Source organism: Variovorax sp. V15, assembly GCF_041154425.1.
GTDB classification, from domain to species: domain Bacteria; phylum Pseudomonadota; class Gammaproteobacteria; order Burkholderiales; family Burkholderiaceae_C; genus Variovorax; species Variovorax guangxiensis.
On sequence record NZ_AP028659.1, the window covers coordinates 91,215 to 115,806 of the forward strand.

Annotated in this window: 20 protein-coding genes; 2 read left to right on the plus strand and 18 right to left on the minus strand. The window is 64.0% G+C overall.

Annotation, left to right across the window (positions count from 1 at the left end):
• Window positions 1-22: 22 nt before the first annotated feature.
• From ACAM57_RS00475 to ACAM57_RS00510, 8 genes are all read right to left on the minus strand, one after another.
• Window positions 23-1,933 carry a sulfatase-like hydrolase/transferase gene (locus tag ACAM57_RS00475; protein ID WP_369660350.1) on the minus strand — a complete coding sequence of 637 codons (1,911 nt, stop codon included), beginning with the start codon at window positions 1,931-1,933 and terminating at the stop codon, window positions 23-25.
• Window positions 1,926-2,627, minus strand: a complete 702-nt coding sequence (locus ACAM57_RS00480) for a class I SAM-dependent methyltransferase (RefSeq protein WP_369660351.1) — start codon at window positions 2,625-2,627, stop codon at window positions 1,926-1,928. Before ACAM57_RS00480 ends, ACAM57_RS00475 begins: the two co-directional genes overlap by 8 nt.
• 84 nt (window positions 2,628-2,711) lie before the next feature.
• A complete protein-coding gene (locus tag ACAM57_RS00485; protein WP_369660352.1) occupies window positions 2,712-6,872 on the minus strand; it encodes a PilC/PilY family type IV pilus protein in 4,161 nt (1,386 codons plus the stop codon).
• Window positions 6,873-6,889: 17 nt separating this feature from the next.
• Window positions 6,890-7,486: a hypothetical protein gene (locus ACAM57_RS00490; RefSeq protein WP_369660353.1), complete on the minus strand. Its 597-nt coding sequence runs from the start codon at window positions 7,484-7,486 to the stop codon at window positions 6,890-6,892.
• A complete protein-coding gene (locus ACAM57_RS00495) occupies window positions 7,483-8,655 on the minus strand; it encodes a PilW family protein (protein ID WP_369660354.1) in 1,173 nt (390 codons plus the stop codon). Before ACAM57_RS00495 ends, ACAM57_RS00490 begins: the two co-directional genes overlap by 4 nt.
• On the minus strand, window positions 8,652-9,062 hold the full coding sequence (gene pilV, locus ACAM57_RS00500) for a type IV pilus modification protein PilV (RefSeq protein ID WP_369660355.1): 411 nt from the start codon (window positions 9,060-9,062) through the stop codon (window positions 8,652-8,654). The genes ACAM57_RS00495 and pilV (ACAM57_RS00500) overlap by 4 nt, the downstream gene beginning before the upstream one ends.
• On the minus strand, window positions 9,059-9,700 hold the full coding sequence (locus ACAM57_RS00505) for a Tfp pilus assembly protein FimT/FimU (RefSeq protein ID WP_369660356.1): 642 nt from the start codon (window positions 9,698-9,700) through the stop codon (window positions 9,059-9,061). The genes pilV (ACAM57_RS00500) and ACAM57_RS00505 overlap by 4 nt, the downstream gene beginning before the upstream one ends.
• On the minus strand, window positions 9,685-10,185 hold the full coding sequence (locus tag ACAM57_RS00510; RefSeq protein ID WP_126021049.1) for a type IV pilin protein: 501 nt from the start codon (window positions 10,183-10,185) through the stop codon (window positions 9,685-9,687). Before ACAM57_RS00510 ends, ACAM57_RS00505 begins: the two co-directional genes overlap by 16 nt.
• Window positions 10,186-10,344: 159 nt before the next feature.
• Here ACAM57_RS00510 and ACAM57_RS00515 point away from each other — a divergent pair, with 159 nt between their 5' ends.
• Complete coding sequence (locus ACAM57_RS00515) at window positions 10,345-12,048, plus strand: PglL family O-oligosaccharyltransferase (RefSeq protein WP_369660357.1); 1,704 nt, start codon at window positions 10,345-10,347, stop codon at window positions 12,046-12,048.
• Window positions 12,049-12,107: 59 nt separating this feature from the next.
• Here ACAM57_RS00515 and ACAM57_RS00520 read toward each other — a convergent pair whose 3' ends face one another.
• From ACAM57_RS00520 to moaC, 7 genes are all read right to left on the minus strand, one after another.
• Window positions 12,108-12,686: a GspH/FimT family pseudopilin gene (locus ACAM57_RS00520; RefSeq protein ID WP_369660358.1), complete on the minus strand. Its 579-nt coding sequence runs from the start codon at window positions 12,684-12,686 to the stop codon at window positions 12,108-12,110.
• Window positions 12,683-13,162 carry a type IV pilin protein gene (locus ACAM57_RS00525; protein WP_369660359.1) on the minus strand — a complete coding sequence of 160 codons (480 nt, stop codon included), beginning with the start codon at window positions 13,160-13,162 and terminating at the stop codon, window positions 12,683-12,685. Before ACAM57_RS00525 ends, ACAM57_RS00520 begins: the two co-directional genes overlap by 4 nt.
• A 2-nt stretch (window positions 13,163-13,164) precedes the next feature.
• On the minus strand, window positions 13,165-17,532 hold the full coding sequence (locus ACAM57_RS00530) for a pilus assembly protein (RefSeq protein WP_369660360.1): 4,368 nt from the start codon (window positions 17,530-17,532) through the stop codon (window positions 13,165-13,167).
• A 15-nt stretch (window positions 17,533-17,547) separates the two neighbouring features.
• Window positions 17,548-18,162, minus strand: coding sequence for a PilX N-terminal domain-containing pilus assembly protein (locus tag ACAM57_RS00535; protein WP_369660361.1), 615 nt, complete (start codon window positions 18,160-18,162; stop codon window positions 17,548-17,550).
• Window positions 18,163-19,191 (minus strand): PilW family protein, encoded by a 1,029-nt coding sequence (locus ACAM57_RS00540; protein ID WP_369660362.1) that lies wholly within the window; start codon window positions 19,189-19,191, stop codon window positions 18,163-18,165. It lies immediately after the preceding gene.
• Window positions 19,188-19,784, minus strand: a complete 597-nt coding sequence (pilV, locus tag ACAM57_RS00545; protein ID WP_369660363.1) for a type IV pilus modification protein PilV — start codon at window positions 19,782-19,784, stop codon at window positions 19,188-19,190. Before pilV (ACAM57_RS00545) ends, ACAM57_RS00540 begins: the two co-directional genes overlap by 4 nt.
• 460 nt (window positions 19,785-20,244) lie before the next feature.
• Window positions 20,245-20,736, minus strand: coding sequence for a cyclic pyranopterin monophosphate synthase MoaC (gene moaC / locus ACAM57_RS00550; protein ID WP_126021053.1), 492 nt, complete (start codon window positions 20,734-20,736; stop codon window positions 20,245-20,247).
• Between the two features lie 54 nt (window positions 20,737-20,790).
• Between moaC and ACAM57_RS00555 the strand changes: the two genes are divergently transcribed.
• On the plus strand, window positions 20,791-22,356 hold the full coding sequence (locus ACAM57_RS00555; RefSeq protein ID WP_369660364.1) for a M48 family metalloprotease: 1,566 nt from the start codon (window positions 20,791-20,793) through the stop codon (window positions 22,354-22,356).
• A gap of 19 nt (window positions 22,357-22,375) precedes the next feature.
• Here ACAM57_RS00555 and ACAM57_RS00560 read toward each other — a convergent pair whose 3' ends face one another.
• From ACAM57_RS00560 to ACAM57_RS00570, 3 genes are all read right to left on the minus strand, one after another.
• Window positions 22,376-22,729: a phage holin family protein gene (locus tag ACAM57_RS00560; RefSeq protein WP_126021055.1), complete on the minus strand. Its 354-nt coding sequence runs from the start codon at window positions 22,727-22,729 to the stop codon at window positions 22,376-22,378.
• Window positions 22,730-22,826: 97 nt separating this feature from the next.
• On the minus strand, window positions 22,827-23,291 hold the full coding sequence (locus tag ACAM57_RS00565) for a hypothetical protein (RefSeq protein ID WP_369660365.1): 465 nt from the start codon (window positions 23,289-23,291) through the stop codon (window positions 22,827-22,829).
• Between the two features lie 85 nt (window positions 23,292-23,376).
• Window positions 23,377-24,126 (minus strand): TerC family protein, encoded by a 750-nt coding sequence (locus tag ACAM57_RS00570; protein ID WP_126021057.1) that lies wholly within the window; start codon window positions 24,124-24,126, stop codon window positions 23,377-23,379.
• Window positions 24,127-24,592 lie beyond the last annotated feature (466 nt).

Here is a 24,592-nt window from a genome sequence, read left to right on the forward strand (position 1 = left end):
TTCCTTTTTCAATAGCAAGTACTTAGTGGGCAGTCCCTCGGCTCGATTGACGCTCAAGGCGCTCCCTGACTTCTGGCGTTAGAGCAGCAGAACGGTTCGTTAAAAGTTTTCGCCACTCCTCCTGCAGGGATTGTTCGACTTCGGAATTCACATTTACAGCCTCTCGAGGATCAGATAGCAGGTCGAACGTGTATTGCTTATTGGTTTGGCCATCAATCCAATGCTTGTGCAGCTTCCTCGGTGTGCGTCCATCGATTAACCCTATTAGTTGAGCTTGCTGAAAGTACACAAGGCGGGATTGAGTCGACGCTTGTAGAGGTACGCCGCTCCAAGACCGAGGAAGGGGCATATCGAGAAGCCTCAGCAATGTGGGGGCGATATCGATTTGCGATATCACTGGGTTGGGTCTTAATCTGCCCGCTTCAGCACTGCCGTACGAGAGAAGCACAAATGGCACGCGAAGCGACTCCTCCCATACACTGTGCGTGTGACTGTAAAGACCTCGCTCGCCGAGCGATTCCCCATGATCCCCAGTAATAAGGACGAGGGCATCCCGGAGGTATCCTCGCGATTCCAGCATACCGAGGATGTCGTGAATCACGCGATCAGCCTGCAGGATGCCTCTGTCGTAGAAGTTCGTTGCGCGCTGCGGCATCTGGGCGTCTCCAGAGCCCCAGCGAACTGCAGTGTAATTTTCGCCGGGCCCAAACTCCGGCGTGTCGTCAAAACGTTTGCCGAGTGCATGCGACGACATCAGATGAAACTGAAACATCGTCGGCTTTCCGTCCCACGGGCCGAAGTCTTGGAGCCGATCAGTGATCAATCGATCGTCGTTAAGGTATAGCTTTGACTGAGAGGCGCCGTCAAAATAGCTATCGACCTTGCCGTAGATGCCACTCAAACCGTCGAAATTGGTGTGGTCGCCGGAAAAAATCAAATGGACTTGATAGCCGTGCTGCTTCAGAACTTCGTGGAGCGTAATCGGGTGGGCCGCTTGCCGATCGACATAGTGTGAGCTTGCGAGTGCGCGCAGGCCGCATGAGGATTCATTGCACACCGTAATGGCAGATGTCGCGAGTCGCATGCGCCCGGCTTGGTTCAGCGCCTCCAGGTTGGGACTCGTTTTCCGGTGATAGCCAAACAACGACAAATGATCCGCCCGTAGCGCATCCGCGACGATCACAATGACATTGCTATGCCGAGCTTTTTCATTGGGGCGATATGCCGAGCGCACTGCATCTTCGTCTCGATCAATTTGCGCAGCGTGGAAGACGTCGATTGCATGACTCTGCATGGCTCGCTGACTCTGCGAAGGGAAGAGGCTCAAGCTGAGCGGCTCCCCTAATCCCCCCCAATCGCGATCAGGGAGGGCCATTGCGGAGACTGTGGAGATGGCGAGAAGGCCGATTGCCATCACGCCAATTACGCTGCGCGAGATGTTTCGATAAAAGGAGGTAACCCAGTCACCTTTTCTGAGAAAGACGTATGCGGTGTACCAGGCCAAAGCGAAGAGAGAAGCGCAAAGGGCGGTTACCAGTAGCGGGGAGTAGCCCAAAGCTCGTAGCAGGTCGGGTGCTTGCAAAGCATAGCTGCCTGCCATGTCGAAGGTCGTCACGCGCTTCCAGTGCTTCAACCCAACGAACACCAGACCGTAGAACAAGACCATTGCCAAGCCTGTGCAGGCTATGAGCAGTGAAGAGATTGTCAAACGCGCAGCTTGTGGGAGAGGCAACAAGCCTATGGCGAGCCGTAGGCCAGCCAAGGCTGATACCAAGCTCGCTACAACCCAAAGATGGGGGGTTATGGCCGACTCCGGTGCACCAAAAATCCAGATGTAGCCGGCCAGAAACGCACTCGGCAGCAAAGCAGAAGCGCCGAGCGCAACGCCCAGTCGGCGAAAGGCAACCGACCAACTCCGTTGCTGCTTAATCATTCTTGATGTGAATCAAGCGAGAGAGTGCAAGTAGATTTGTCGGTGTAACGGACAACACGCTCCAATCGTGGCTGAGCACATGTCGTTCAAGGCTGAACTCGGAGCGAAACCCCAGCCAACTCGAAAGTGGCCGCGCGATTGATTCCAAAAGCCGCCAAGGAGCTTGGCCGCTGAAGTGATTCACGATCAGTATGTGCCCGCCGGGTCGACAAACGCGCCGTACTTCCCTTACGAGACGATCAGGATTCGGCGTTACCGAAAGGACATAGGGCAGAGTCACGCAATCAAACGCTCCATCCGCGAAGTCCATAGACTCCGCATCCATCGCATGCAGATCGATGCGCTCGGCATCCTCCGGGGACACTCTCTGCCGAGCCGAAGCGAGCATTTCCTGAGAGACATCGATACCGGTGATCCGGGATGCGGCGGGGTATTGGGAGAGCGTAAGTCCCGTACCAACACCCACTTCCAAAATGTGCTTAGGAGCGAGCGTCTGCACAAGGCGGGTCATCGCAACGCGGCCGGGCCCTAGCGACGCGCCGAAAAGAAGGTCATACACCGGCGCGTAGCGTCGATAGCTACGTTCGACCTGGGCGCGTGAGAGTAACGTCGAATCGCTTGATTCAGAGATCCGCGACCTTTCCAGGCTGGCCTTTTTGCTGATCGGGGTGACGTCTTGCTGAGAATTTCCCATCTGTGCCTTGCAAACATTTAAGGAGTGGCCCCTTGTCACCTGCGTTTCGTGAGCGATAGAGGCCTTGTTCCATTTATTGTGACTTCAATCAATCGTCGGCACTTCCCGCCAATTCAACAGCCGCAGCCCCGTCCCCTTGCCGAAGTCGATCGGCGGCTGGTTCACTTCACCTCTCACATTGCCCGCGATGCCCTGCATGCGGCCGTTGTTGTTGATGATCTGCATGTCCGTGATCGCACTGGTGTAGCCGACATAGGCGGCTCCTGTCGTCAGCGCCGTCGTGCCAGACCCATAGTTCACCGCGTAGATCCGGCTCTGGCCTGAGGGGCTGCATGCGTCGCCGGTCGTCATCAGGCTGGAGAACACCACGACGCCGTTGAACGACGTGGCGCCGAGCGTCACGCGCCAGGTGGTTCCCGACGTTGCGTCGCTACCGAGATCGAGGTACCAGCCCAGCTTCGTTCCCAGGCTGAATGCCGTTTTGCCCGTGAGGTTATCCTCGATCAGGGCTGCCAGGTCGTTGCGCGTGATCGCAGCGGTTCTGCTTTTGTCGAAGCTCGTGGCATCGCCGTCGATGATGGCGTAGAACGACTGGCCCGCCTTCGAATTGATGTCCACGGTGTCGAGCAACTGACCGGTGCCGAAGAGCACGTAGCGCTTCTTGCTCTTGGGGTCGATCTCCACCAGAGGCTGGGTCGTGATCGGCTGTGCGCCGCTGGTGTCCGCCAGGGTGGCCAGCTTCAAGGGGGCAGGGTAGGCGGCAGTGCTGCCTTTCGCTGCGGTCACGTCGAAACGCCAGAGTTGCCCGTTCAGGTCGCCCGCATAAAGTGCGTCGGCGGTGCCGTCCGTGAAGTCGGTGATGTAGGCCGTCAGCTGTGCCAGGCCTGCCGACGAGGTGCCGGTCTGTACTTTCTCCAGCAGTGCACCGGTCTTCGGATTCACGAAGTACACATAGCCGAATCCGTCGCTGTTGTTGTAGCCCGAAGTGAAGACCACGACCCATCCGTACTTCTTGGTCTTCAGCACCACTGGAGTGCCGAAGCTGTAGCCCAGCGTGTTGCCCACGCCGCTGGTTGCGCTGGAGAACTCCCACAGTACCTTGGTCTTGATGGTGTCCTCGCTCGTCATGCTCGCCGGATCGGTGATGTCGATGGCATAGAAGCCCTTGCCACCCTTGCCGAGCCCGCCGATCAGCACAGTGCGCCAATCCGAGTTGTTGCCCGTTGCCGTCGTGGTGAAGACGCCGCCAGCGGTATTGAAGTCGATATCGAACGCCTTGGGCGATGCGTCGACGTAGTAGCGGTGCTGGTAGTCCGGGTTGCCGAGCTGTTGCAGTCCGTCGACCGTGGGCGTGGCCGGGCTGCTGGGACCCGAGAACAGCATGCTCGGCACGTATGCGAACAACTCGTTGCCAGCGCCTGTTCCGGTCAGGGCGCCGTTGAACGCATGCAGCATGCCATCGTTGGCGCCTGCATAGACGATGGTCGGGCGCGAGGCGTAGTCCGTCTTGAACTTCGCATAGCCCGGGTTGACCGTGTTCGAGAACTGGCTCGAAGGCGGACCGACTGGTGTGACCTTCGCGTTCACGATGTCGCCGAGCAGCAAGGCGCGACGGCGATAGGGCTTGGTGTCGTCAGTGGTCGTCTTTTCCTTGCTGCGGTCGCCGCGCAGGTAGTTGAGGAAGTCGCCGCTGTCGTCGCCCGTCGCCCAGGGCGTGTCGAGGGCGGTTGATTGCGCCGCAGTCAGATTGGCTTTGCGGAAAGGCACGCCTGCTGTGCCGTTCCAGGTAAGCACTCGGCGCGCGGTATCCCACCCGGTACCAGACAACTGGCTTTCCAGCGTGCTCGACGTGTTCCACTTTTCGGTGAGTGTCGGCACATTATTTGGAAACGTGAGCTGGCTGCCGGACAGCACGCCGGTCCACCCGTTCGAGTCGTACTGCGAAGAGTAGGAAGCTGCACCTGCGGCCGACACTTGCGGGCTTGACAGCGAGAACGACGTGGTGAACGACTTGATCGCGTTGGCGATGCTCGCGAAGGCCTTGGTCAAGCCGTCCACCATCGAGTCGGGCCGACCGGCCGTGAAGTAGTTGTCCGGCCTCGGCTGGGTGGTGCCCCCGTTGCGGGTATCGGTAAGCATGTCGCCGCTCGTCGCCCACCACGTTTGCGGAATGGCATCGTTGAACGTGTACGGATCAAACGTGCTCTGCATGTTGGTGGGTATCTTGAGCCCGCCGAACTTTGCGGCCAGGTAGAACTGGTTGTTCGCCTGGAAGGCTTGTTCGAGCACGTCGACCCAATAGGTCTGGACCGTCTGCTTGCCGATCGTGTTCGGCTTGGTCGCATCGTCCGGCCTGATGTCCTTGGTGTTCGCGTCGTAGGCAAGGCCTGCCATGAGTGCCGAGTTGTTGCTGCAGCAATTGTTCGAGACGTTGGTGCGGGTACCCAGATCGCCCGTCATCCCCTGCAACTGGCCGACCTTGGTCGTCGCTGTCACTGCGTTGACCGTCTTGTCGGACGTGACCAATGCAGGCATCGTCGGCTCATTGGCGGTGTTAGTATTACCAGGAACGTTCTTGTCAGCGTGGGTATAGATGTCGCCGATACCCAAAACGAAGTTGCGCTGGCACGAGTATTGGATGGGGTCATCCCAATTGGTGATGACCGGGAAGCCGTCAAGCCGTTTCGCTGTGGTGTTGGTGTCGGTGGTGTTCAGGTTGCTCCACTCCGGCACGTTGCCCAGGTTGCGGTAGTAGCGCAGCGCGGCGTAGTAGAGCTCGCTCACCGGGTCGTTCGACTTGTAGGTGCCCGGAATGATCTGGCCGAACTTGTTGAGGTAGTTGATCACTCCGCTGTCCGCAATGGTCACGCCATTGGCCGAGGTCGCGCTCGCGTCGGTTGCATCAGGATTGCGAATGAAAACGCCGGTGGTCTCGTTCCATTCCTTGTTGGCGTTCGCAGTATCGGGAAGCCCCGGCACCGGCTGCATCGGGCCCACGAATTTCTGGCGGGCGCGCATCACGCCGCCATCGCGGCCGTTGCCATCTTCGTTCAGGTAACCGAACGCACTGAAGCGCATGCGACGCGCGTATTGCTGGATCAGGCCCTCGGGCTTCCAGTTGTTCCCGTACTGCACGCAGTTGCTCTCCACGCCGCCGGGTGCGTTGGGGTTGCAAACCCTGTTGCGCATCGTGTAGTCGTTGGTAACCGCGCCGCCGATGTCGCTGGTGAAAGTGCTGAAGTCCTTGTCCTTGGGCTTCTTCCACAGAAACTGCATCACCGCGCCACCGCCGTTCTCGTAGTACTCGATCTTCACGTCGAAGCTCTGTCCGGCAACAAGGGCAACCGTGACGTCGTAGTTGGTAGGGCCCTGATCGATCCACTTGTCGATGACCAGCAGCCCTGAAATCCACAGGCGTACGCCGTCGTCCGCCCGTACCCGGAACGTATAGGTGCCTGTCGAAGGGGCAACGAACGTACCGGTGAAGCGGGCCGCGAAGTTGTCTGCGCCGACGCCTGACACGGGTGCCCCGCTACCCCAGTCATGGTCGACCGTGTCTTGTGCCACCGTGGTGGTCGCCGTGCCGGTCAGCGTCTTGTTGGCATTGTTGAAGTACTCGCCTTTCAGCGATGCGCCGGATGCCGTGATGCGCATCGCATACTTGCGGCCATTGACTGAGATGCCGAGGCTGGTCGCGGTGCTGAACGGCGTGGCGCCTGCGATCTCGCTCGCCGGGAGGTTGCGATCGTCGAACAGGCCTTGGCCGGAGTGGTAGCCCTTTTCCAGGATGGTGTCGGTGGTCGTGTCCACCACGCGCCTGCCGCCGGTCATGGCCCAGCGGAACGGGTCGATGGTTGCGGTGGCCGCCCAGTTCAGGAAGTTGCCGCTCCACTTCGTGCCGTCGCACTTGTGGCTGCTCCCCACGGCCGTCGGGTCGAAGAAGCTCTTGTCGCCCGTGTTGGTTTCGTTGGACGTGGTGTCCACCACGTACGAATAGCACTTGTTGGGATCGAAGTAACCCAGGAAGGTGCTGGCGCTGGAGTAGGCCGCGGTGTGCGCGGTGCGCGAGGCCGTCGGCCATTCCACGGACAGCGTGAGCGCCAGGTTGCCGGGCACGTTCGAGGTGGCGAAGACCGGCTGGTCGGCGAGGCTGGCTGCATCGGCCGGCGTGTGAATGCCCAGGAGTGCGCCGGCCAGCGTGACCGCGCCGGCCACGCGCGTGGCGAATATCGAGATGTTGTTCATGGTTCTTTCGCGATGCGTTATTCGGGCTTCGTGAAGGAGGACTGCAGGAAGACCTGTGTGTCGCGGGGGCCGTCGACGCGCACGGTCAATCGATAGACCAGCGCCTTGGGCGGAGGCGGGCGCCCCGACTCCTGGACACTGCCGCCGCGCACGTCGGTGGTGGCTGGCGCGTAGACGCAGGTGCTCTTGCTCGCGGCGCCAGAGGCGTTGCACAGGCGGTCGATGAGGTAGCGGATCTTCACTGCGTCCGACGTCCGCTCGATGGTGTCGGCCGCTTTCGCGTTGTAGAGATCGTCCTTCAGAAGCGCGAGCGGTATTCCGCGGTCGTTGGAGTCGAGTCTCACCGCGCTGTAGTTCGACGCCTTCGCGTCGTTGTAGTCGGCGCCAACGGCAGACAAGGCTCCAGTGTTGAACAATGCCAGCGCCTTGACCCCAGCCTGCTCCCCCTGGTTGACGAGGTCGCGCTTGAAAGCCAGGTTGCCGGCACTGGAGAGGGTCGTGTTCATCGAGCGCATCACGGCAACGCCACCCGCGAGCAGGATGACGAGAACGATCAGGCAGATCAGCAGCACCACGCCGCGCTCGCGGCGCTGGCTGCGCAAGGTAGTAGTCATGATTTGGGCAGCAGCAGAATGTTGCGCAGGGGAATGGTGAATTCGACGACGCGGTAGCGGTAGCGGCGGTCGTCGCCAGTCAGCGTGACGGCATCGCGCTGCAGGCCCGTATCGCCGAACATCGCGGGGATGGTCTGCGAGACAACATCGCGTTCGAGCGTGGCGCTGCGCAGGATGAGGCCCACGCGCACGGCCACCACCTGCCTGCTGAGGTTGCCGTCCTTCATCATGGTCTTGACGTCGAACCCCGTTGCGTCGGGTGCCTTCCACGTGTCGATGATGCCGTCCTTGTTGGTGTCCAGACCGTAGAGCGCGTGCAGCTCCATGACGCCGTCGGCCAGGGTCTGGATGGTGTCGGTGCCGTCGCTGCGCAGCAGGTCATAGCTGACCAGCGTGTTGTTCGGGCCGATGCCGAAAAGCTGAAACTGCACGTTGTTGGCCGTGTTGCTGCCCAGCGGCGTGAAGTACGCCGTGCCGCTGGCAGCAAGCGACGTCAGAGTCGTGCCGACGCCTGCCGTGTAGTACTTGCCGTTGAGCGTGACGAGTTCGTTGTTCGCGCTGTCCGCGAAGGCCGAGTCGACCTGTTCGAGCAGGCAGTCTGTGGTGCCGACCTGGCTGACCAGCGCAATGTCGTTGGCCTTCAGCTGAACCGTGTTGTCCAGGCGAATGATCTTGGGGTCGGTACCCGCGGAGATGATCGGACGGGGCACGTCACCGGCCGCCGCATTGCCGCCCATCATCATCAGCACGTCGGACTTGCCGTCCGAAGATTGGCCCTTGCCTATCAGCAGCGGCGCGATGCGCAGGTCCGCGACCCCAGCTGCGTCGGTGAGGAACTTCTCGAATGGCGCCGGAAAGACAGTGGTGCGCGGCAGGATCGCCGTGTTGTTCTGCTTTGCCTGCAGCTTGCATCCGAAGACACCCAGATCCCAGGACTGGGTGAAGCCGGAGCCGGCACTGCGGCCGGCGCGATCGAGCAGATAGGCGGCGTACGACCCCGACTGATTGATGTCGTTGACCGACGTCGTCGTGCGCTTGGTCGATTCGCCGAAGATCACGGCGCTCGTGATCGCGAGAGTCACCACCAGCGCGATGACCATGGCGACGAGCAACTCGATAAGGGTGAGGCCGCGTTGCCGCACGGCGGGCCGGAGTGCTTGGGCGTTCATTGGGGCAGCTCCACATGGGTTGTGAGTTTGCTGCTCGTGCTCTGCGAGGGGGCTTGCCAGGTGATGGTGATGTCGGCGGCTTTGCCAGTGCCAACTGGCGTTACGGTTCCTTCTCCTTTCGGGAGCCCACCATTCGCAGGGGTGCCGACGCGCGTTTTCCAGGCGTCCAAGGCGGCAGTGGGTACGGTGGTCGATTGATTGAGCCACATCAGGGCAACAACTTCGTTCGCGAGCAACGCTGCACGATTGCGGTCTTCGGCATCCACGGAAAAGCTGACGGCCCGCGCCTGCAGGCCGATCAGGCCTAGCAGACCCAGCGAAAAGAGCAGCACCGACACAAGAACCTCGAGCAGTGCGACACCGGCCTGGCCGCGGTGCGGATGAGTTGTTTCGCGAAGCTTTTTCATGGCGAAGCACAGCCGTCGGGCTGGGTGGCTGAAAGAGTCCTGGCTGGATCGCACATGCGGACTTGTCCGCCCACTGCGACAGTGACGCGAAGTGGACGGTCGCCTGTCTTGGTGTCGCTCATCGCGATGTCGTACTGGGCGGCCTCGGCCTTGCACTTTGCGCCGGTGGGTCCTGGCGTATCGTTCAGCACGAGGCGGCCGATCGAGCTGAAGCAGAGCGCCGTTGCGGTGTTCGATGACGTCTTGGGGCCCGTGATCGCCACGCTCGAGCCGACATCGAGCAGGATTCCCGCTTCGACAAACATTGCGGTCGCATCCGAGTCTGTCGGCACCACTGTGCTGATGGCCCAGTTGCTGCCGTTGGCTTTGGTTGTGTAGGTTTTTGTGGTGGGGCTGTTGTCGGTCAAGGAGAAAACCACTTGCCGATTGCGCCGGGTGGCTTCAGTCTGCGCCTGCCGCAGAGCGTTCTGCAGCGAATCGCTGACTGTCCGGATCTTGTTGTTGCGCACCCAGCCGAGCATGGATGGCGTGGCAAGCGCGGCGAGCAGGGCCATGATCGCCACCACCACGATCATCTCGACCAGCGTGAAGCCCTCGGGTCGGGCCGAGCGACGGCGATCGGTCATGACGAGGGGCATGCTTGCCCCTTTTTGACGATCCAGGCGGAGTTACACGAGGATGTCCAGCCCGACCAGCCGGTCGGCATCTTGGTCGTGCCTTGCGTGTTCGCTTGATCGATCGTAAAGATAACGTCCTTGGCAGGACCGCTTCCCGTTGCGGTGAGAAGGAAGCTGGTGTCACCCGTGTCGGTATCGCCGGCGCAACTCACCACGAAGTTGCCGAAGGTGCGGGTCTTCGCGTCCGTGTTCTGGCAAGGCGGGACAATCGATCCGACTTTTTTGTACGTTCGGTTGTCCTGAAAGTACCTCTCCATGTTCGCCCGCATGGTCGCCAGCCCATTCGTGGCATCCACCACGTATCCGCGCCGCACATAGTCCTGATAGCTCGGGATGGCGATGGCCGCCAGCACGCCAATGATCACCACCGTGATCATGATTTCGATCAGCGTGAAGCCGTGCGCCCGGGAACTGCCGATCCGGCCGCGAGCAGGTTGCTGTTTCATCAGAAGACGCCTTTCAGCCCCGCTCGGCAGAACCGGAAACGGGTTGGAAACAATTGAACATATTTGTTAGATCGTGTCTTCAAATGTTTACTTTTACAAAGCCTCTCATCTGCCGCCGATGACCACTCGTCGGCAATGCCGCCCCGCAGAATGGGCAAGATGACCACCAGTACGGTGCCCGCCCTCCCCGTTCAGCCTGTTTACAAGATGCTTGGCTTGACCCGCACAGCTCTGGTTGCGTTAACTTTTGTTTGTCCTTGGGTCGGCGGGCCATCAGCCAGTGCTTGGCAATTGCTTGTTTCCTGGGCATGCATGGCGGGGCTGTTGTTGACGGGGCCTGTCGGCTCGCCTGCCTTGCGGATCTGGGTGTTGTTGGGCCTGGGTGGTCTGCTCGTGGCGCTTTCCGGATCGGGAGGGCCGACGGCATGGGGTGGTGCCTGCCTCGCGATTGCCGGCATCGCTGCGGCCGCGAACGTGGGCAGTGCGTCGGCGCGCGACAGGGGAGGCGTTACGCTGACGTTGGCCAGGGGCGTGCTGGCCGCGGGGCTCGTCAGCGCCGTCTTGGGGTTGCTCCAGTACTACGGGCTTGCCGACCCCCTCGTCCCCTGGACCACTTCCCCGGCGCTGGGGCAGGCCTACGGCAACCTGCGACAGCGCAACCAGTTCGCGACCCTGATCAGCATGGCTTGGTGCGCAGCCCTGTGGCTATATGCCACCAGCGATGCAATTCACGTCCGGCGGCGTTTGATGGCGGCGGCCGGGCTCCTGCTGGTCGCGGCGGCAGCGTCGACCTCGCGCACCGGTCTGCTGCAATTGTTGTCGATCATCGCCGTGGCGACTTTCATCGCCATGCGGGAAAGGCGAGGCGCGCCGCGACGCAGCGCTACCACCTATCGCCTGCCGGATCCGAAGTGGCTGCTCGCCACCATCCCCCTCTACTTCGCCATCGCCTGGCTCCTCCCCCAGTTGGCCACCGGCAGCGACGGCCCCGTCGAAAGCATGCTCCAACGCCTGCAAACCGGCGCCCCCCAGGACCACAGCCGCCTGATCCTGTGGCGCAACGTGCTCGCGCTGATCGCCCAGCATCCCTGGGCGGGCTGGGGATGGGGCGAGCTCAGCTTCGCCCACTACAGCACCCATTACGACGGCGCCCGGTTCGTCGAGATTCTCGACAACGCGCACAACCTCCCGCTGCACCTGGCGGTGGAACTGGGCATTCCCGCCGCCGTGCTGATCTGCGGCGGCTTTCTCTGGATGGTGCTGGCCGCGCGGCCCTGGCGGGAGCGGGACCCTGCGCGCCTGATGGCCTGGGGCATGCTGGGTGCGATCGTGCTGCACAGCCTGCTCGAATATCCGCTCTGGTATGGACCGTTCCAGCTGGTGTTCGGACTGTGCCTCGGCATTCTTTGGCCGGGCGCGGGCGGCGTTGCGGTCCGGCCTGCGCTGTCATCCCTGGCGGCGGGCGTCATGCTGGCGGTCGTGGGGCTCACCAGCTGGGACTACGTCCGCGTCAGCCAGATCTACCTCCCACCCGACGAACGGCTTTCCGCGTACAGGCAGGACACGCTCGCCAAGGTGCGGGGCACGTGGTTCTTCGGGCGCCAGGCCGAGTTCGCGGAACTGACGCTGACCACCGTGACGCCCGCGAATGCCGCCGAGATGCACTCGCTCGCGCAGCGGGTGATTCATTTCTCGCCGGAGCCGCGCGTCATCGTCAAGCTGATCGAAAGCGCCGAACTGCTGGGGCGCGAGAGTGAAGCCAGGGCGCAGGCAGAGCGTTTCAGCGACGCTTTTCCACAGGAGTTCGCCCGTTGGCTGAAGGAGGCAGATCGCGGTCCGGAGCAGCTGGCGCCGCCGCCATAGAGCAAGACCGGCGAGCCGGCCCGATCGAGGTGCCGCGCACGCTCGCGGCCGTCAATCGATCACTCGCTCGCCGACGTCGTGCACGTCGTATCCGTCGCGGGTTGGCAGACCCTTGCTCGCCCCGTCTTTGCGATCACCACGATGCGGGTCTGCCGGGTCTTCGTCGCGTCCGGGATGTCGTTGCGTTCGATCTTCAGCGTGGCGGGCTGGAAGGTCGAATCGCTGGTCTGCGTGTAGCCCGAAGGGTTGAACATGATGTACGCGGGGCTGCTCTTCGCCGTACCCTGGCCTGTCGCCGAGAAGTAGGCGGGCAGCGCATCCTGCCGCGTGATGAGGATGTCCGAATCATCGAGCTTCCGGTTGTTGTCGGTGTCGACGAAGACGGTCCAGCCGGTCGCCCAGTCGTTGTCCGCGCGCGGCACGACGACCGCCTGCCTGCCTCGCTTCATCGCCTCTCCCCTGGCCGCATTCAAGGCCGCGATGAACGAGTTCGCCGCCGAGGTGAGCTGGGAGTTGCGGTGAAAGGCGACGAAGCTCGGCACGCCGACCATCATCAGGATTGCGGCGACGGCTATCGTCACCATCAATTCGATCAGGGTGAAGCCCTTTTCCCGAGGAGGCAGCTTACGGGCGTTCATGGCCAGCAGACCCGGAAGTTCGTGCTCGCGGCCGTACCCGTGCAGCCCTTGGCGCCCGTGCTGCTGAGGGTCAGCGAACCGGCTGCGGCGTCAGTGCGGGTGGGTTTTGCGGTGAGCAGCACGCAATCGGTGAGCGCCTGGTCGCCGCATCTGGCCGCGGAAAGCCAGTAGGCCGGGGCGGAGGCGTTGTCTCCCGAATGGACCTTGAAGGTGCTCGAGGCACTGGCCGGCGTCGTGGCGCCGCTCGTGGCGTCGGTGCTGAACGCCAGGTATGCGTTGCGCTGCGTCATGTATCTCTCCTGCTGCTGCATCAGCTCCAGCAGCGCAGTCCGCGCCTGTGCCCGCCTGCCCTTCAGGACCGCCTCCGTGTACGACGGATAGGCGATGGCCGCCAGGATCCCGATCACGGCCACGACGACCATCAGTTCGATCAGCGTGAATCCGCGCACCGCGGCGCGCTTCGTTGTGTGGTTCATGTTCACGATCCGCGCTTCAGATCCAGGTAGTTGTTGATCTGCCGCCAGCTCAGCCGCCCTCCGATGAGGGTGACTTCCACCCGTCCGTTTTCGCCGGTTCCCCCGCCGACGTTGTCGATGCCGCCGGAGCCTTGCGAAATCGCCTGGCTCGTGATCCGTCTCGCGCGCTGGCCCGTGCCGTTGCTGATGGCGGCGACCGTGCTGGCCACCTCGATCACCAGCGGCTCTCCCGTGATGCCGACCGTCGATGCGCTCCGCGTTCCGATCCCCGTGTCCACGTTGACGATGTAGGCGTTGCCGCCGCCTCCACTCGCGCCGCAGGAACTCGAGTCGCCCGCGGCCGCCGGGATCAGGCTGGCGAATACGAGCGTGTCGCCGCGCAGCGTCGCCGCGCTCACCTGCCGTTCGGAACTCGCGTAGTCCATGTACCAGCCCGAGCTCACGCTCGATGCTGTCGTCAGGTCGCTCGTGGCGCGGCCCCAGGTGAAGCCGGGCACCGTGATCGCGCCCTTGGAGTCGATGGTGGCCGCTCTCAGCCGGGCGCGCCCGCTGATGGCGCCGGAGCCGTTCGGCGTCGCATCGGGAGTGGCCGTGCCGTCGTCGTAGATCACGTAGAACGAGTTCTGCGCCGTCGACGAGCGGTCGTCCATCTCGAGGTACTTGCCGGTGCCGAAGGCCACCAGAATGGCCCTGGGGTCATTCGTCGCGGTCACCAGCGTGGGCGCCATGCTGATGGGCTGCACCTTGCCTTCGCTGTCCTTGGCGATGAAGAGCGGGTAAGGGGCGTTGTCGCTGGCCTTCTTGAAGGCCGACAGGTTCGCCATGTTCCACCCGGAGGTGCCGTGGCTGCGGAAGTCGAGCTTCCACATGTTGCCGTGCAGGTCTCCCGCGAAGATCTGGGCCACTTCGCGATTGCCGCCGGTGGCGATGGCTGCCTTGAAGTTGAGCACGCCGGTGGGCTTGGTCACGGCCAACGTAGCGTCGTAGGGCAGTTCCACCTTGTAGTAGTTGGTGCCGAGTTCCCAGGCCGTTTCCGGCGCTTTCGACAGATCGAGCAGGAAGATGGCGGGATGGCCGGTGCTGAATTTGTTGTCCGAGTTGGCCTTGGTGTAGTTGTTCACCCCGCTGGCGACCACCGCGAACCACTTGTAGGTGGCGGTCGTTGCCGTTGGCGCGCTGGTGCGCATCTTCAGGATCTGCGGCTGCCCGACGACGAATCCCATGTCGACGTCGTCGTCCGCCGTGAATTCCCACATCACCTTCGATGCGTCGAACGCCGTCGGGTCGGTGACGTCCAGTGCGAAGACGCCGCGCCCGCCTGCACCGGTGCCGGAAACCAGCACCGTCTTCCAGTCGGCCGAAGTGCCGGCGGAGCCCACCTGCGCTTCGGCCACCACCGGCGGGCCGTCCACATAGCTCTGGTGGTGGGACACGTAGTTCGCGTCGGTCAGCGCGGCCAGCCTGGGCGACATCCAGCTGGGGATGTAGCCGAACAGTTCATCGCCGGTGCCGGCGTTGAAGGCGTGCAGCATGCCGTCGTTGGCGCCCACGAAGACAGCAGGAGTGCGGCCGAGGTTTGCCGTCCGGAAGGCGGCGTACGAGGTCGAGTTGATGTTGTTGGCGGGTGCGCCCGAATACACCACGCTCGAATTGATGATGTCTCCCAGCAGCTTCCTGTTGCGCCGGCGGAATTGCGAGCCTTCGAGGGCGTTGCTTCCGCGCAGGTAGCTCACTCGGTCGGAGCCCAGCGAGTCGGCCCTGGTCGAGGGCGTGAGCTTGCCCAGGTCGGCCCTTTGCGCGTCGGTCAGCGAGTCCCACAGGAACGGACTGGCCTTGGGCACGGCATTGCCCGCACGCCCGATCACGATGTTGCGTGAAGTTGCAGGCGCGGAGAGCGCAGCCAGGCGGCTCGAGGCCGACCACGTCGGGGTGGGCGAGATGCTGGCCTTGCCATCGCTGATCGTGATCGCCTGCGAAAACAGGTCGCCGCTCCAGTCGCTGGTGTCGAACGCACCCTGGTAGACGGCGTTGCTCGTCTGCAGCGACTTCGACTGCACCGCGCTGCCGGCAATGCTTCGCGCGGAGGTCGATGCGCGGCTGAAGATGCTGTCGAACGCGCTCAGCACGCTGCGGGCACTGCTTTGCAGATAGTAGGTGCTGGCCTCGCCGGGCCGGGCACTGTCCTGCCAGACGTTGTCATCGGCCGTGCCGTCCTGGCGCTGGAAGGGGTTGCCGAAGGTGTTGAAGGGCTTGCGGCCTGGGTTGGAGGGGTCCGACTCGAAACCACCGTACTTCGCCGCAGTGAAGAACTGGTTTCTGTTGCGCCGGGTATTGGCGTCTTTCTGATTGCCGTGTTCGTTCACGTCGAAGAAGAAGCTCTTCACGCGCAGGCCGGGGCGCTGCATGCTGGGTTGCGCAGTCCAGTCCGTGCCGCGGATGTCGTGCGTATGGGCCCAGTACGAGTGCCCGATGATCGATTCGGTGCGGGGATTGGCATTGGGCACAGGGTTGCCTGTCGTGCGCCGTTCTTTGCCCTGCCCGTCGATGTACTTCTGATCCGTCCCTTTCTCGAAGGCGATGACCGTCTTCGTCCAGTCGTCAACGTTTGGATGGTTCAGTGCCGGATCGGGTTTGGGAAAGCGATAGTCGCCGTCGTGCGTGTTGATGTCGCCGATGACCACGATGTTGCTCTTGAGGCAGGCGTAGTTGCTGGAGCTGGTGCGCCCATCTCCGTAGGGGTCGCTCCAGGTGGTGAATACCGGGTAGCCGTCGTACAAAGCCGTCGTCAGCTTGCTGGTGGCTTCGTCGCTCGGCTGCAGCCCCTGCAAATAGCGGAGTGACTCGTAGTAAAGCTCGCTGACCGGGTCGTACACCTTGTAGCGGCCTGCCACGGGCCCGGTGCGACCGAACTTGTTGAGGTAGTTGATGACCCCGCTCACGCCGAAGGTGGCATTGGTGCCCGACAGCGTTCTGCCGTCCGGATTGGCCGCGAATACGCCCGTGGTGGCGTCCCATTCGGCTGCCGCGTTGCCGCCGCTGGGCGTGTTCTCGATGCCGTTGATGTCGAAGGTCTTGGCGCCGACGTACTTCATGGGCGCGCGCAGCACGCCGCCATATCGTCCGCCTTTGGCGCTGTACGTCTGCTCCATGAGGTAGCCGAAGGCAGCCAGGCGCAATCTGTCGCTGTACTTCTGCACGGTACCGGTCGGTTTGTAGTTGCCGCTCGGGTACCTGGTGCAGAAGCCGTAGTCGCGCACGTCGGCCAGGTCGCCGGCGCTGGTCTTCTCGCAAACCCTCACGCGGGAGTAGAAGAAGCCATCGCTGTTGAGGTCATGGGCCGGCCTCGCGGTGGAGCCGGCGGGGGCCGTGTAGCAAGCTTTGGCAACGCCCGGTGCGGGGTCGGTGAATACGGCGTTGCTGCAGGAGGTGCCGCCCGTGAACCGGCCGACCATCCAGGTGTTGCCGGCGCCGTACCAGACTTCCCTGGTGTCGGAGAAGTCGCAGTTGGCGTCCTCGTTGGCGCAACTGGACGACGCGACGTAGGCAGGCTTGTCGCCGTGGAAGGGAAACGGCGCTGTCGACGTGCTGGCGCTCAGGCTGTAGCTGCCCGTGGCAGTGCAGCTGCCGCCCAGGGCGGTACCGAAGTAGATGCGGTTCAAGGTGTTCGCCACCCAGATGTCGCTGGCGCCGGCCGCGGCGATCATCCGCCGCGGCACCGCGCCCCAGTACCTGCCACTGCCACCGCCGTCGCGCAGCAGCTTCTTCGAGGGAAAGTTGGTCGTGTTCCACATGCAGGTGGGGTCTCCGTTGGGGAGCACGGCGCGCTGCAGGATGGTCAGGTCGCTCGTGTCGATGTAGCGGTCGCCGCCCGAGAGGGCCAGGCGCAGCATGTCGATGGCCGAGCTGCTGGCCCAGTTCAGGAAGTTGCCGCTGAAGCCGTCCTCGCACATGCGGTCCGTGCGCGTGCTGGACTGGATGCGGTCGAAGCGCTTGTAGTCGGAGGCCTTGAGGCCCGCGGCAGGCGTTTCGCTCGGCGCGTCGTTGTACGCATAGCAGGCATTCGCGTCGTAGTAACCGATGTACTCGTTCAGGTTGCTGTACGTGTTGTCGGAGGTGCCGCCGGCCGTGTACTGCGCTCCGACGGTCGGGAACTCCACCGACAGTGCCAGCGTGAGGGCGGGCTTGTCTCCGGAGGTGGTCGCATACAGCGGCTCGCTCGCCAGTGCGATGGGCCTGATGTCGGGTGCCGTCGTACGGCTGCCCGCGATCGACACCGCGAGCAAGGCCGCCGCAGCCAGTGGGAGCGCGAGCTGCGCGAGCACGCGCGGCCGCTTGAACCAGGGCCTTGGATGGGAAGAGAACGTTGTCATGGAAGGCTGCTCGCGTCAGTCGCGATAGATGATCTGGACGACGCCATGGATGTCGGCCCGGGGGCCGAAGCCCATGGCCGTCACGCGGAAGATGTATCTGGCGGAACCGCCCGAGGCGTCGCGGTTGGCCGGGTCTTCGATCGGTTCGATGACATAGCGCGGCGCCCTGGCTGGCTGGATGCCTTTGTCGCCCGCCGGGAAGCTGCGGCCGGTGAACTCGCCGTAGGCGGTGGTCTTGGCGCCGGTGGTCGCGGTGAAGTCCACCGCCAGCCAGGCGGGCTTGCCGGTTGTTTCGAGCGCGCACAGGCCCTTGCTGTTGCCTGAGCTGCCGCAACCGCTGACGAAGGCGTTGGTGTTGGCCATGTCGGTGAACACGGCACGCCGGCTGGAGGCAGCGGGGCCGTGGATGTCGAACTCGGCATCCATCAGCGCCGCTTCGGCCGACTGCCAGGCGACCTGCATGTCCCGGTCGTTGCGAGCGCTGCGCTCGCCCATGGTGGCGATCTGCGCCGCGCCCGCGCCGAGGATGGAGACGATCACCAGCAGGAGCAGAACGACGATCAGCGAGGCGCCAGCCTGGCGGTTGGGGCGACTGGGGCGGCCAGGGCGGCTGAAGAGGCCATGCTTCATTCAGAGTCCCTGGTCGTTGCGAAGATGGATCGTGAAGGTCATGGCCTGGCGCAACCGTCCGTCGGGCGTCGGCTGGAAGGTGGTGCCGGCGTCGTCGCCGACTGCGAATGCGCTGCCGCGTTGACCTTTATCACTGCCTTTTGCGACGCCGAGCGGATGGAAGGTCTGCGCATCCATGTCCTGCGCGGCACCTTTGGCACTGCGCAACACCATGCCGATGCGCAGGCTGCGCACCCGGCGCCAATTCGCAAGGGTTGCGGCGGCATCGCCATCGACTTCCATCTGGTCGGCCCGCAGATAGGCGTTCGGAACATCGGGTACCGCAGCATTCTTCGCAGGAGCCTGGCCTGCGGTGACGCCATCGACGCCGTACAGCACCTGGAAGTTCTCGACGCCTTGCACGATGGGCGCGGACTTCCACGCACTCGTCGCCGCGTCGTAGTAGGTGCAAAGCAGCGACGGCTCGCCCTGGCTCTGCCCCACCGAGAAGATGCTGGCCATGCGCGTGTACCGCGCACCCGCCTCGTTGGCGTTCGGCGCTGTCGAGGGCGCGTTGCCGGCGCAGTCGATCATGGACTTGTCGGCCCCGGTGTCCGCGGTGAGCGCGAAGGTCTGCGCCACCTGGTAGCGCAGGATGAGCACGTCGCTGCCCGCGCCGGCTTCCCTGCTCGGCCATTCGCTGGATGCGGCCAGCGGATCGGAGAGGTCGACCTTGGCGTTGTTGAACCCCATGACGCTGGGCGCCGGGTTGCTCGCGGCGGACTTCGGGCGTGTCGCCGCGAAGAACACATCCTTGTAGCCGGCCTGCACGCCGATGCGCTGGATCGTGTCCGCCGCGAACCGCCCGTTGTCACGCAGCTGCGAAGCCGCATCGACCGTGGTGAATCCACGTTGCGCCACCGACAGGGCCGATACCGCTGCCAGCACGACCACCAGGCCCACGGCCATGGCCACGAGCAGTTCGACAAGCGTGAGGCCGCGAACGGCGCGGCGGGACGAGGAGAAGGCGGGAAGGGAGGAGGCGATCAAAGCGTGCTCCCCGGCGTCACCGCCAGCACCACGGAAGGCCGGTCCGACGCCTTCCAGACGTTCGTGTCGCCACTCTTCAGGGACGGCCGGCTCCAGCCGATCTTGACCAGGATCGGATCGCTGCTGTCGGAGGAGGTGCAGCCCCACTGCGCCGTGCCGTCCGATGCAAAGGGCGCGGCGTCGCGGCAGATGCGGACGCTTGCGCCCGGCAGCGCGTCGTCCACCCGTGCCAGCCAGTCGGTCAGTTCGGCTTGCGCAACTTTCTCCGGCGTGTTGCACGAGCTTCCGACCGAAAGGCAGTAGGACGCGCTCGGGGCCACCAACGGGTTCGACAACTTGCCAGTCAGATAAGGATTGTTTGTGGCGAGCAGCGCCTGGTCCTTGTTGCCCCGCATCATTTCCGCCAGCTCGCGGGCCAGCACCACCGCCATCGACTGCAGGCGGGCATCGCGATTGGCCTGCAGCGACGCCGCCTGCAGCGCGACCATGCCCAGCAGCCCGAAGGACAGCACGACGATCGACACGAGCACCTCGATCAGCGTGAAACCCGCAACGCGGCCGGCATTTCTTGCTTGACGGGAAAAGGAGTTCATCGATCGGGAAGCGATTTGTTAACAAAAGAGATCTTCATCGTGTTAACTGCTGTTAACTTTGTCTAAAATTGTTTATGAATGATGCGGCACGCGAGTCGTGATCGGTGCGCCGCTCGTCGGGCTATGGCAACCGTCAGGAGACATTCGTTGTCGATCCGTTGTCGGACTCGACGGATTTGGGGGGCGGCGCTGTGCCGCAGGCATCGCTGATACCTGCTCGCGACGCGAGTGGATGAAGGGAAGGGGGCGTGCTGCACAGCACATGCTGTGCAGCGGCTCAGGGACGATCGGCGTTTCAGCCGACTTGCGGCCTCTGCCTGCCCGGGCAGGTCAGGCGCAAGCGCAGCAGACGTGCGGCTTGGCCGGGGCGGTCATTTGTTGTGGCTGGCGCGATGCCACCCGGTCGAGGACGACGTGTCCTGGCCGCGGCACGGAATGCTTCGGGGGAGGCTTCGTCGAGCTACTCGGAGGCTCCCGCCACCCAGCTCCCCGACTTCCCCCCGTGCTTCTCCAGCACATGCACGTCGGTGATCCGCATGCCGCGGTCCACCGCCTTGCACATGTCGTAGATCGTCAGGAGCGCCACCTGCACGGCCGTCAGCGCCTCCATCTCCACGCCCGTCGGCCCCACGGTCTCGACGGTCGCCGTGCAGACCACCTGGGGCGCGCTTCCCGCGTCGGCCAGCGCGAAGGCCACGGCCACGCGGGTCAGCGCCAGCGGGTGGCACAGCGGAATCAGGTCGCTGGTCTTTTTCGCCGCCTGGATGCCCGCGATGCGCGCGATGCCCAGAACGTCGCCCTTCTTCGCCGTGCCGGACTCGATCAGCGCGAGCGTCGCCGCCTGCATCTCGATGCGGCCCGTGGCGACGGCCACGCGGTGGGTTGCGGGCTTGGCGGCGACGTCGACCATGTGGGCCTGGCCTTGGGCGTCGAAATGGGTGAGGGTGCTCATGGGTGAACGATCAGGTTGGAGGTGCATCATACGAGCCCGAGCCACAGACGAGGAATGCCGCGCTTGACTCCCCAACCCCACTCCAGAAGCCTGCCGAGGCCCACCCTGCAAGCCTTGTGTGCTAGCGTTTTGATAGCTTCCCAAGTGCTGCTGCCGGTGCCCGCGCTGGCGCAGATCCAGCAGGTGCTCCCCGGCATGGGCGACGGCGGCGAGATGACCGCCAGCGCCGAGCGCCATCTGGGCGACCAGATCGCCCGCGAGCTCTACCGCGACACCGACTACATCGACGACCCGGTGATCGCCGCCTACGTGCAGGACATCTGGCAGCGCCTGCTGGTCGCCGCCCGCGCGCGCGGCGAACTCACGCCGGAGCTCGACGAGCGCTTCGCCTGGACGATCCTGCTGGGCCGCGACCGCAACATCAATGCCTTCGCGCTGCCGGGCGGCTACCTCGGGCTCAACCTCGGGCTGGTGGCGGTGGTCGGCAGCCGCGACGAGCTGGCCACGGTGCTGGGGCACGAGCTCTCGCACGTCACGCAGCGCCACATCTCGCGGATCATGACGAAGCAGGGCCGGCAGATGCCGCTGATGATCGCCGGCCTGATCCTCGGGATGATCGCCGCCGGCAAGAGCCGCAACGGCGATGCCGGGCAGGCCATGATCATGGGCAGCCAGGCGATGTTCGCGCAGAACCAGCTGAACTTCTCGCGCGACATGGAGCGCGAGGCCGACCGCATCGGCTTCGGCGTGATGACGCAGGCCGGCTTCGCGCCGCAGGGCGCCGCCACGATGTTCGAGAAGCTGCAGTACGCCTCGCGCCTCAACGACAACGGCTCCTATCCTTATCTGCGCAGCCACCCGCTTACGACCGAGCGCATCTCCGACATGCAGGGCCGCTTCCAGTTCAACATGGATACGGTGCCGCCGCAGCCGCTGGCCATGGACCACGCGATGATCGCCTCGCGCGCCCGCGTGCTCACCCGCCCCGGCGTCGACGTGCTGCGGCTATGGATCGACTCGGCCTCTAGCGGTGAATTCGCGAAGAGCTCGCCGGCGCAGCAGGCGGGCACGCTGTACGCGGCGGCGCTGTCGGCAAAGGAGATGCGCGACTACAAGACCGCGCGCGCCCTGGCCGAGCGCCTTGCCGCGCGCGTGGCGGACGACCCTGCCGCGGCAAAGCAGGCACGCTGGCTCGGCGCGGAGATCGAGCTTGCCGCGGGTGCGGCGCCCAAGGCGGCGGCGCTGCTGGACGCCAGGTCGAAGGAGCGGCCCGAGATGCTGCTGTCGGCGGAGGCCGCTACGGCGATGCGCCAGCCAGCGCCGATGATTCCCGTGCTGCGCGACTGGGTCGCCGCCAACCCGCGCGACGCGACGGTCTGGCGCGCGCTCGGCAACCTCTATGGCGCGCAGAACGACACGCTGCGCGCGGTGCGCGCCGACGCCGAGGCGAACGTGGCGATCCTCGACTACCCCGCGGCGCGCGACCGCTTCAAGGCCGCGCAGGAGATCGTCCGCCAGTCCAAGGTGGTCGATCACTACGAGGCGTCGATCATCGACACCCGCGCTCGTGCGGTGGAGGTGCTGGTGAAGGAGCAGGCGGCGGAACCGCCGCTCAAGTAACTCGAGCGCTCCCGGGCGCTCAGCGTTTGGAGAGCAGTCCGCCCAGCGCGGACTCGATCAGCAGCCCCAGCACCGAATACAGCAGCGAGCCGATCAGCGCGGCCAGGAAGCCGTTGACGTGGAAGCCGCCCAGCAGGCCGGAGGCGGCCCAGAACAGCAGCGCGTTGATGACGAACAGGAAGAGCCCCAGGGTGACGATGGTGACGGGCAGCGTCAGTATCACCAGCACGGGCCGCACGATCATGTTGAGCAGGCCGATGACCGCCGCGGCGATCAGCGCGGAGCCGAAGCTGTTGACCTGGACGCCGCTGTAGAGATAGGCGACCGCCAGCAGCGCCACGGCGCTGAGCAGCCATTTGAGGATGATGCGCATGGCGGCAGGATACCCCACCAGGGCCCGCAAAAGACAACGAGCCCCGGTGCGTTGCCGCGCCGGGGCTCGTCGATTTGGGAGGCTGCTTCCTGCGGTCTTACTCGGCCAGCTCGTTCGCCAGCACCAGCAGCGCGCCCATGCCCATCACCGCGCCGGGAAATGCCCAGCCCGACTGGTGCGGCGGCGTCTGGTCCGGCGTCACCGGCTCAAGGTCGACGCCGACCTTCGGACGACGCGCATCGACCACGTGGGCGGCCGAATGCTCGCGCTTGAGCTGCGCCGTGAGTTCGGCCAGCGGGCCCTTGGCCAGCACCGCCGTCACCTGCCCGCCGTTGCGCTCCAGCAGCGGCGTCATCTGCGCCTGCACCTTGCTGAACCACTTGGCGCGCCAGTTCTCGCGGGCGCTGTGGCTCACCCACTTGCTGATGCGATGCGTCATGCGCGGAGCGCAGGCCACGAGCACCCAATGGCGCGCCACGACGCTGTTGGCATCCGGCGCCAGTTCGGCGAACTGCTCGCAGGCGTAGGTGGCGTCGTCGACGTAAAGAATGATCTTTTCCATGGCGTGCTCCTTCAGGTAGTTAGAGTGACAGAGACTGGGTTGGACAGGAAGTTCGTTCGCGGTCGGGGGCAATGACCACCGGCGCTCAGCCGGTCGTCACCGCCGGTTCCTCGTGCTTGTTGCGGGCATGGCGCGCGGCCACCCACTTGCCGATCACCAGCACCAGCAGCGCACCGAGGACGCCGGCTGCGTACTTGATCACGTCGGTCTGCGGCACCTTCGGCACCCAGGTCCAGGCGGCGGTGTTCGCCAGGGCCGGGTCGGACACGGCCATCGTGCCGGCGATCCAGCCGAGCAGCATGCCGCCGGCAGTGATGATCATCGGGAAGCGGTCCATCAGCTTGATGACCAGCTGGCTGCCCCAGACGATGATCGGGATGCTCACGAGCAGGCCGAAGATCACGAGCGGCATCTGGTGGCTGTCGCCGGCGCCCTGGGCGGCGCCTGCAATGGCGATCACGTTGTCGACGCTCATCACGAGGTCGGCCACGATCACGGTCTTGACGGCGCCCCACAGCTTGTCGCTGCCGGCGATGTTGCCGTGCGCGTCGTCGTGTTCGGGAGCCAGCAGCTTGACGCCGATCCACAGCAGCAGGATCGCGCCCACCAGCTTCAGGAACGGAATGGCCAGGAGGGTCAGAGCGAAGAAGATCAGGATCACGCGCAGCGCGATCGCACCCGCGGTACCCCACAGGATGCCTTGCGTGCGCTGGGCCGGCGGGAGCTTGCGGCAGGCCAGCGCGATCACCACGGCGTTATCGCCGCCCAGCAGGATGTCGATCATGATGATCTGACCGACTGCGACCCAGAACTCCGGGGTCATGAACATTTCCATAGCTTTCCTCTTTTGTCTTCGCGCCCCTGCCTCTCCCTTCAGGGGTGACGACGGAAGGCGCATGTCTATGCGTTTCGATTCATCCCGTGCGGGGCGGGTCGAAAGCGAGGAATGAAGGCCGGGTGATTCCGGGGACTTGCGAACGCTTCGACCAAACCTGCACAGGTTCAAATCGAAGGTCTTGCTCGACAGCGTGCGCGCGAAAAATAGAGCGCGTACGTTGCCCGGCAGGCCGGAAGTGTTTTGCTTCGTATTGACGACCTGACGATTCGCGCCGTCGTGGCCGACAGCGCTCGGGAGCTACTCCCCTTCGTGCGGCGGATTAGAGCATCCAAGCTCCAGGTGGCGCAATCGAAAGTTTTCAGAAATTTAAAGAGAACCGCTTCAAAGTGCGCATGAATACAAGGTGTGATGCTCTTGTTTTCATAGCAATCATGTCCCTTTGATGCTTCGGGACATTGCCGGA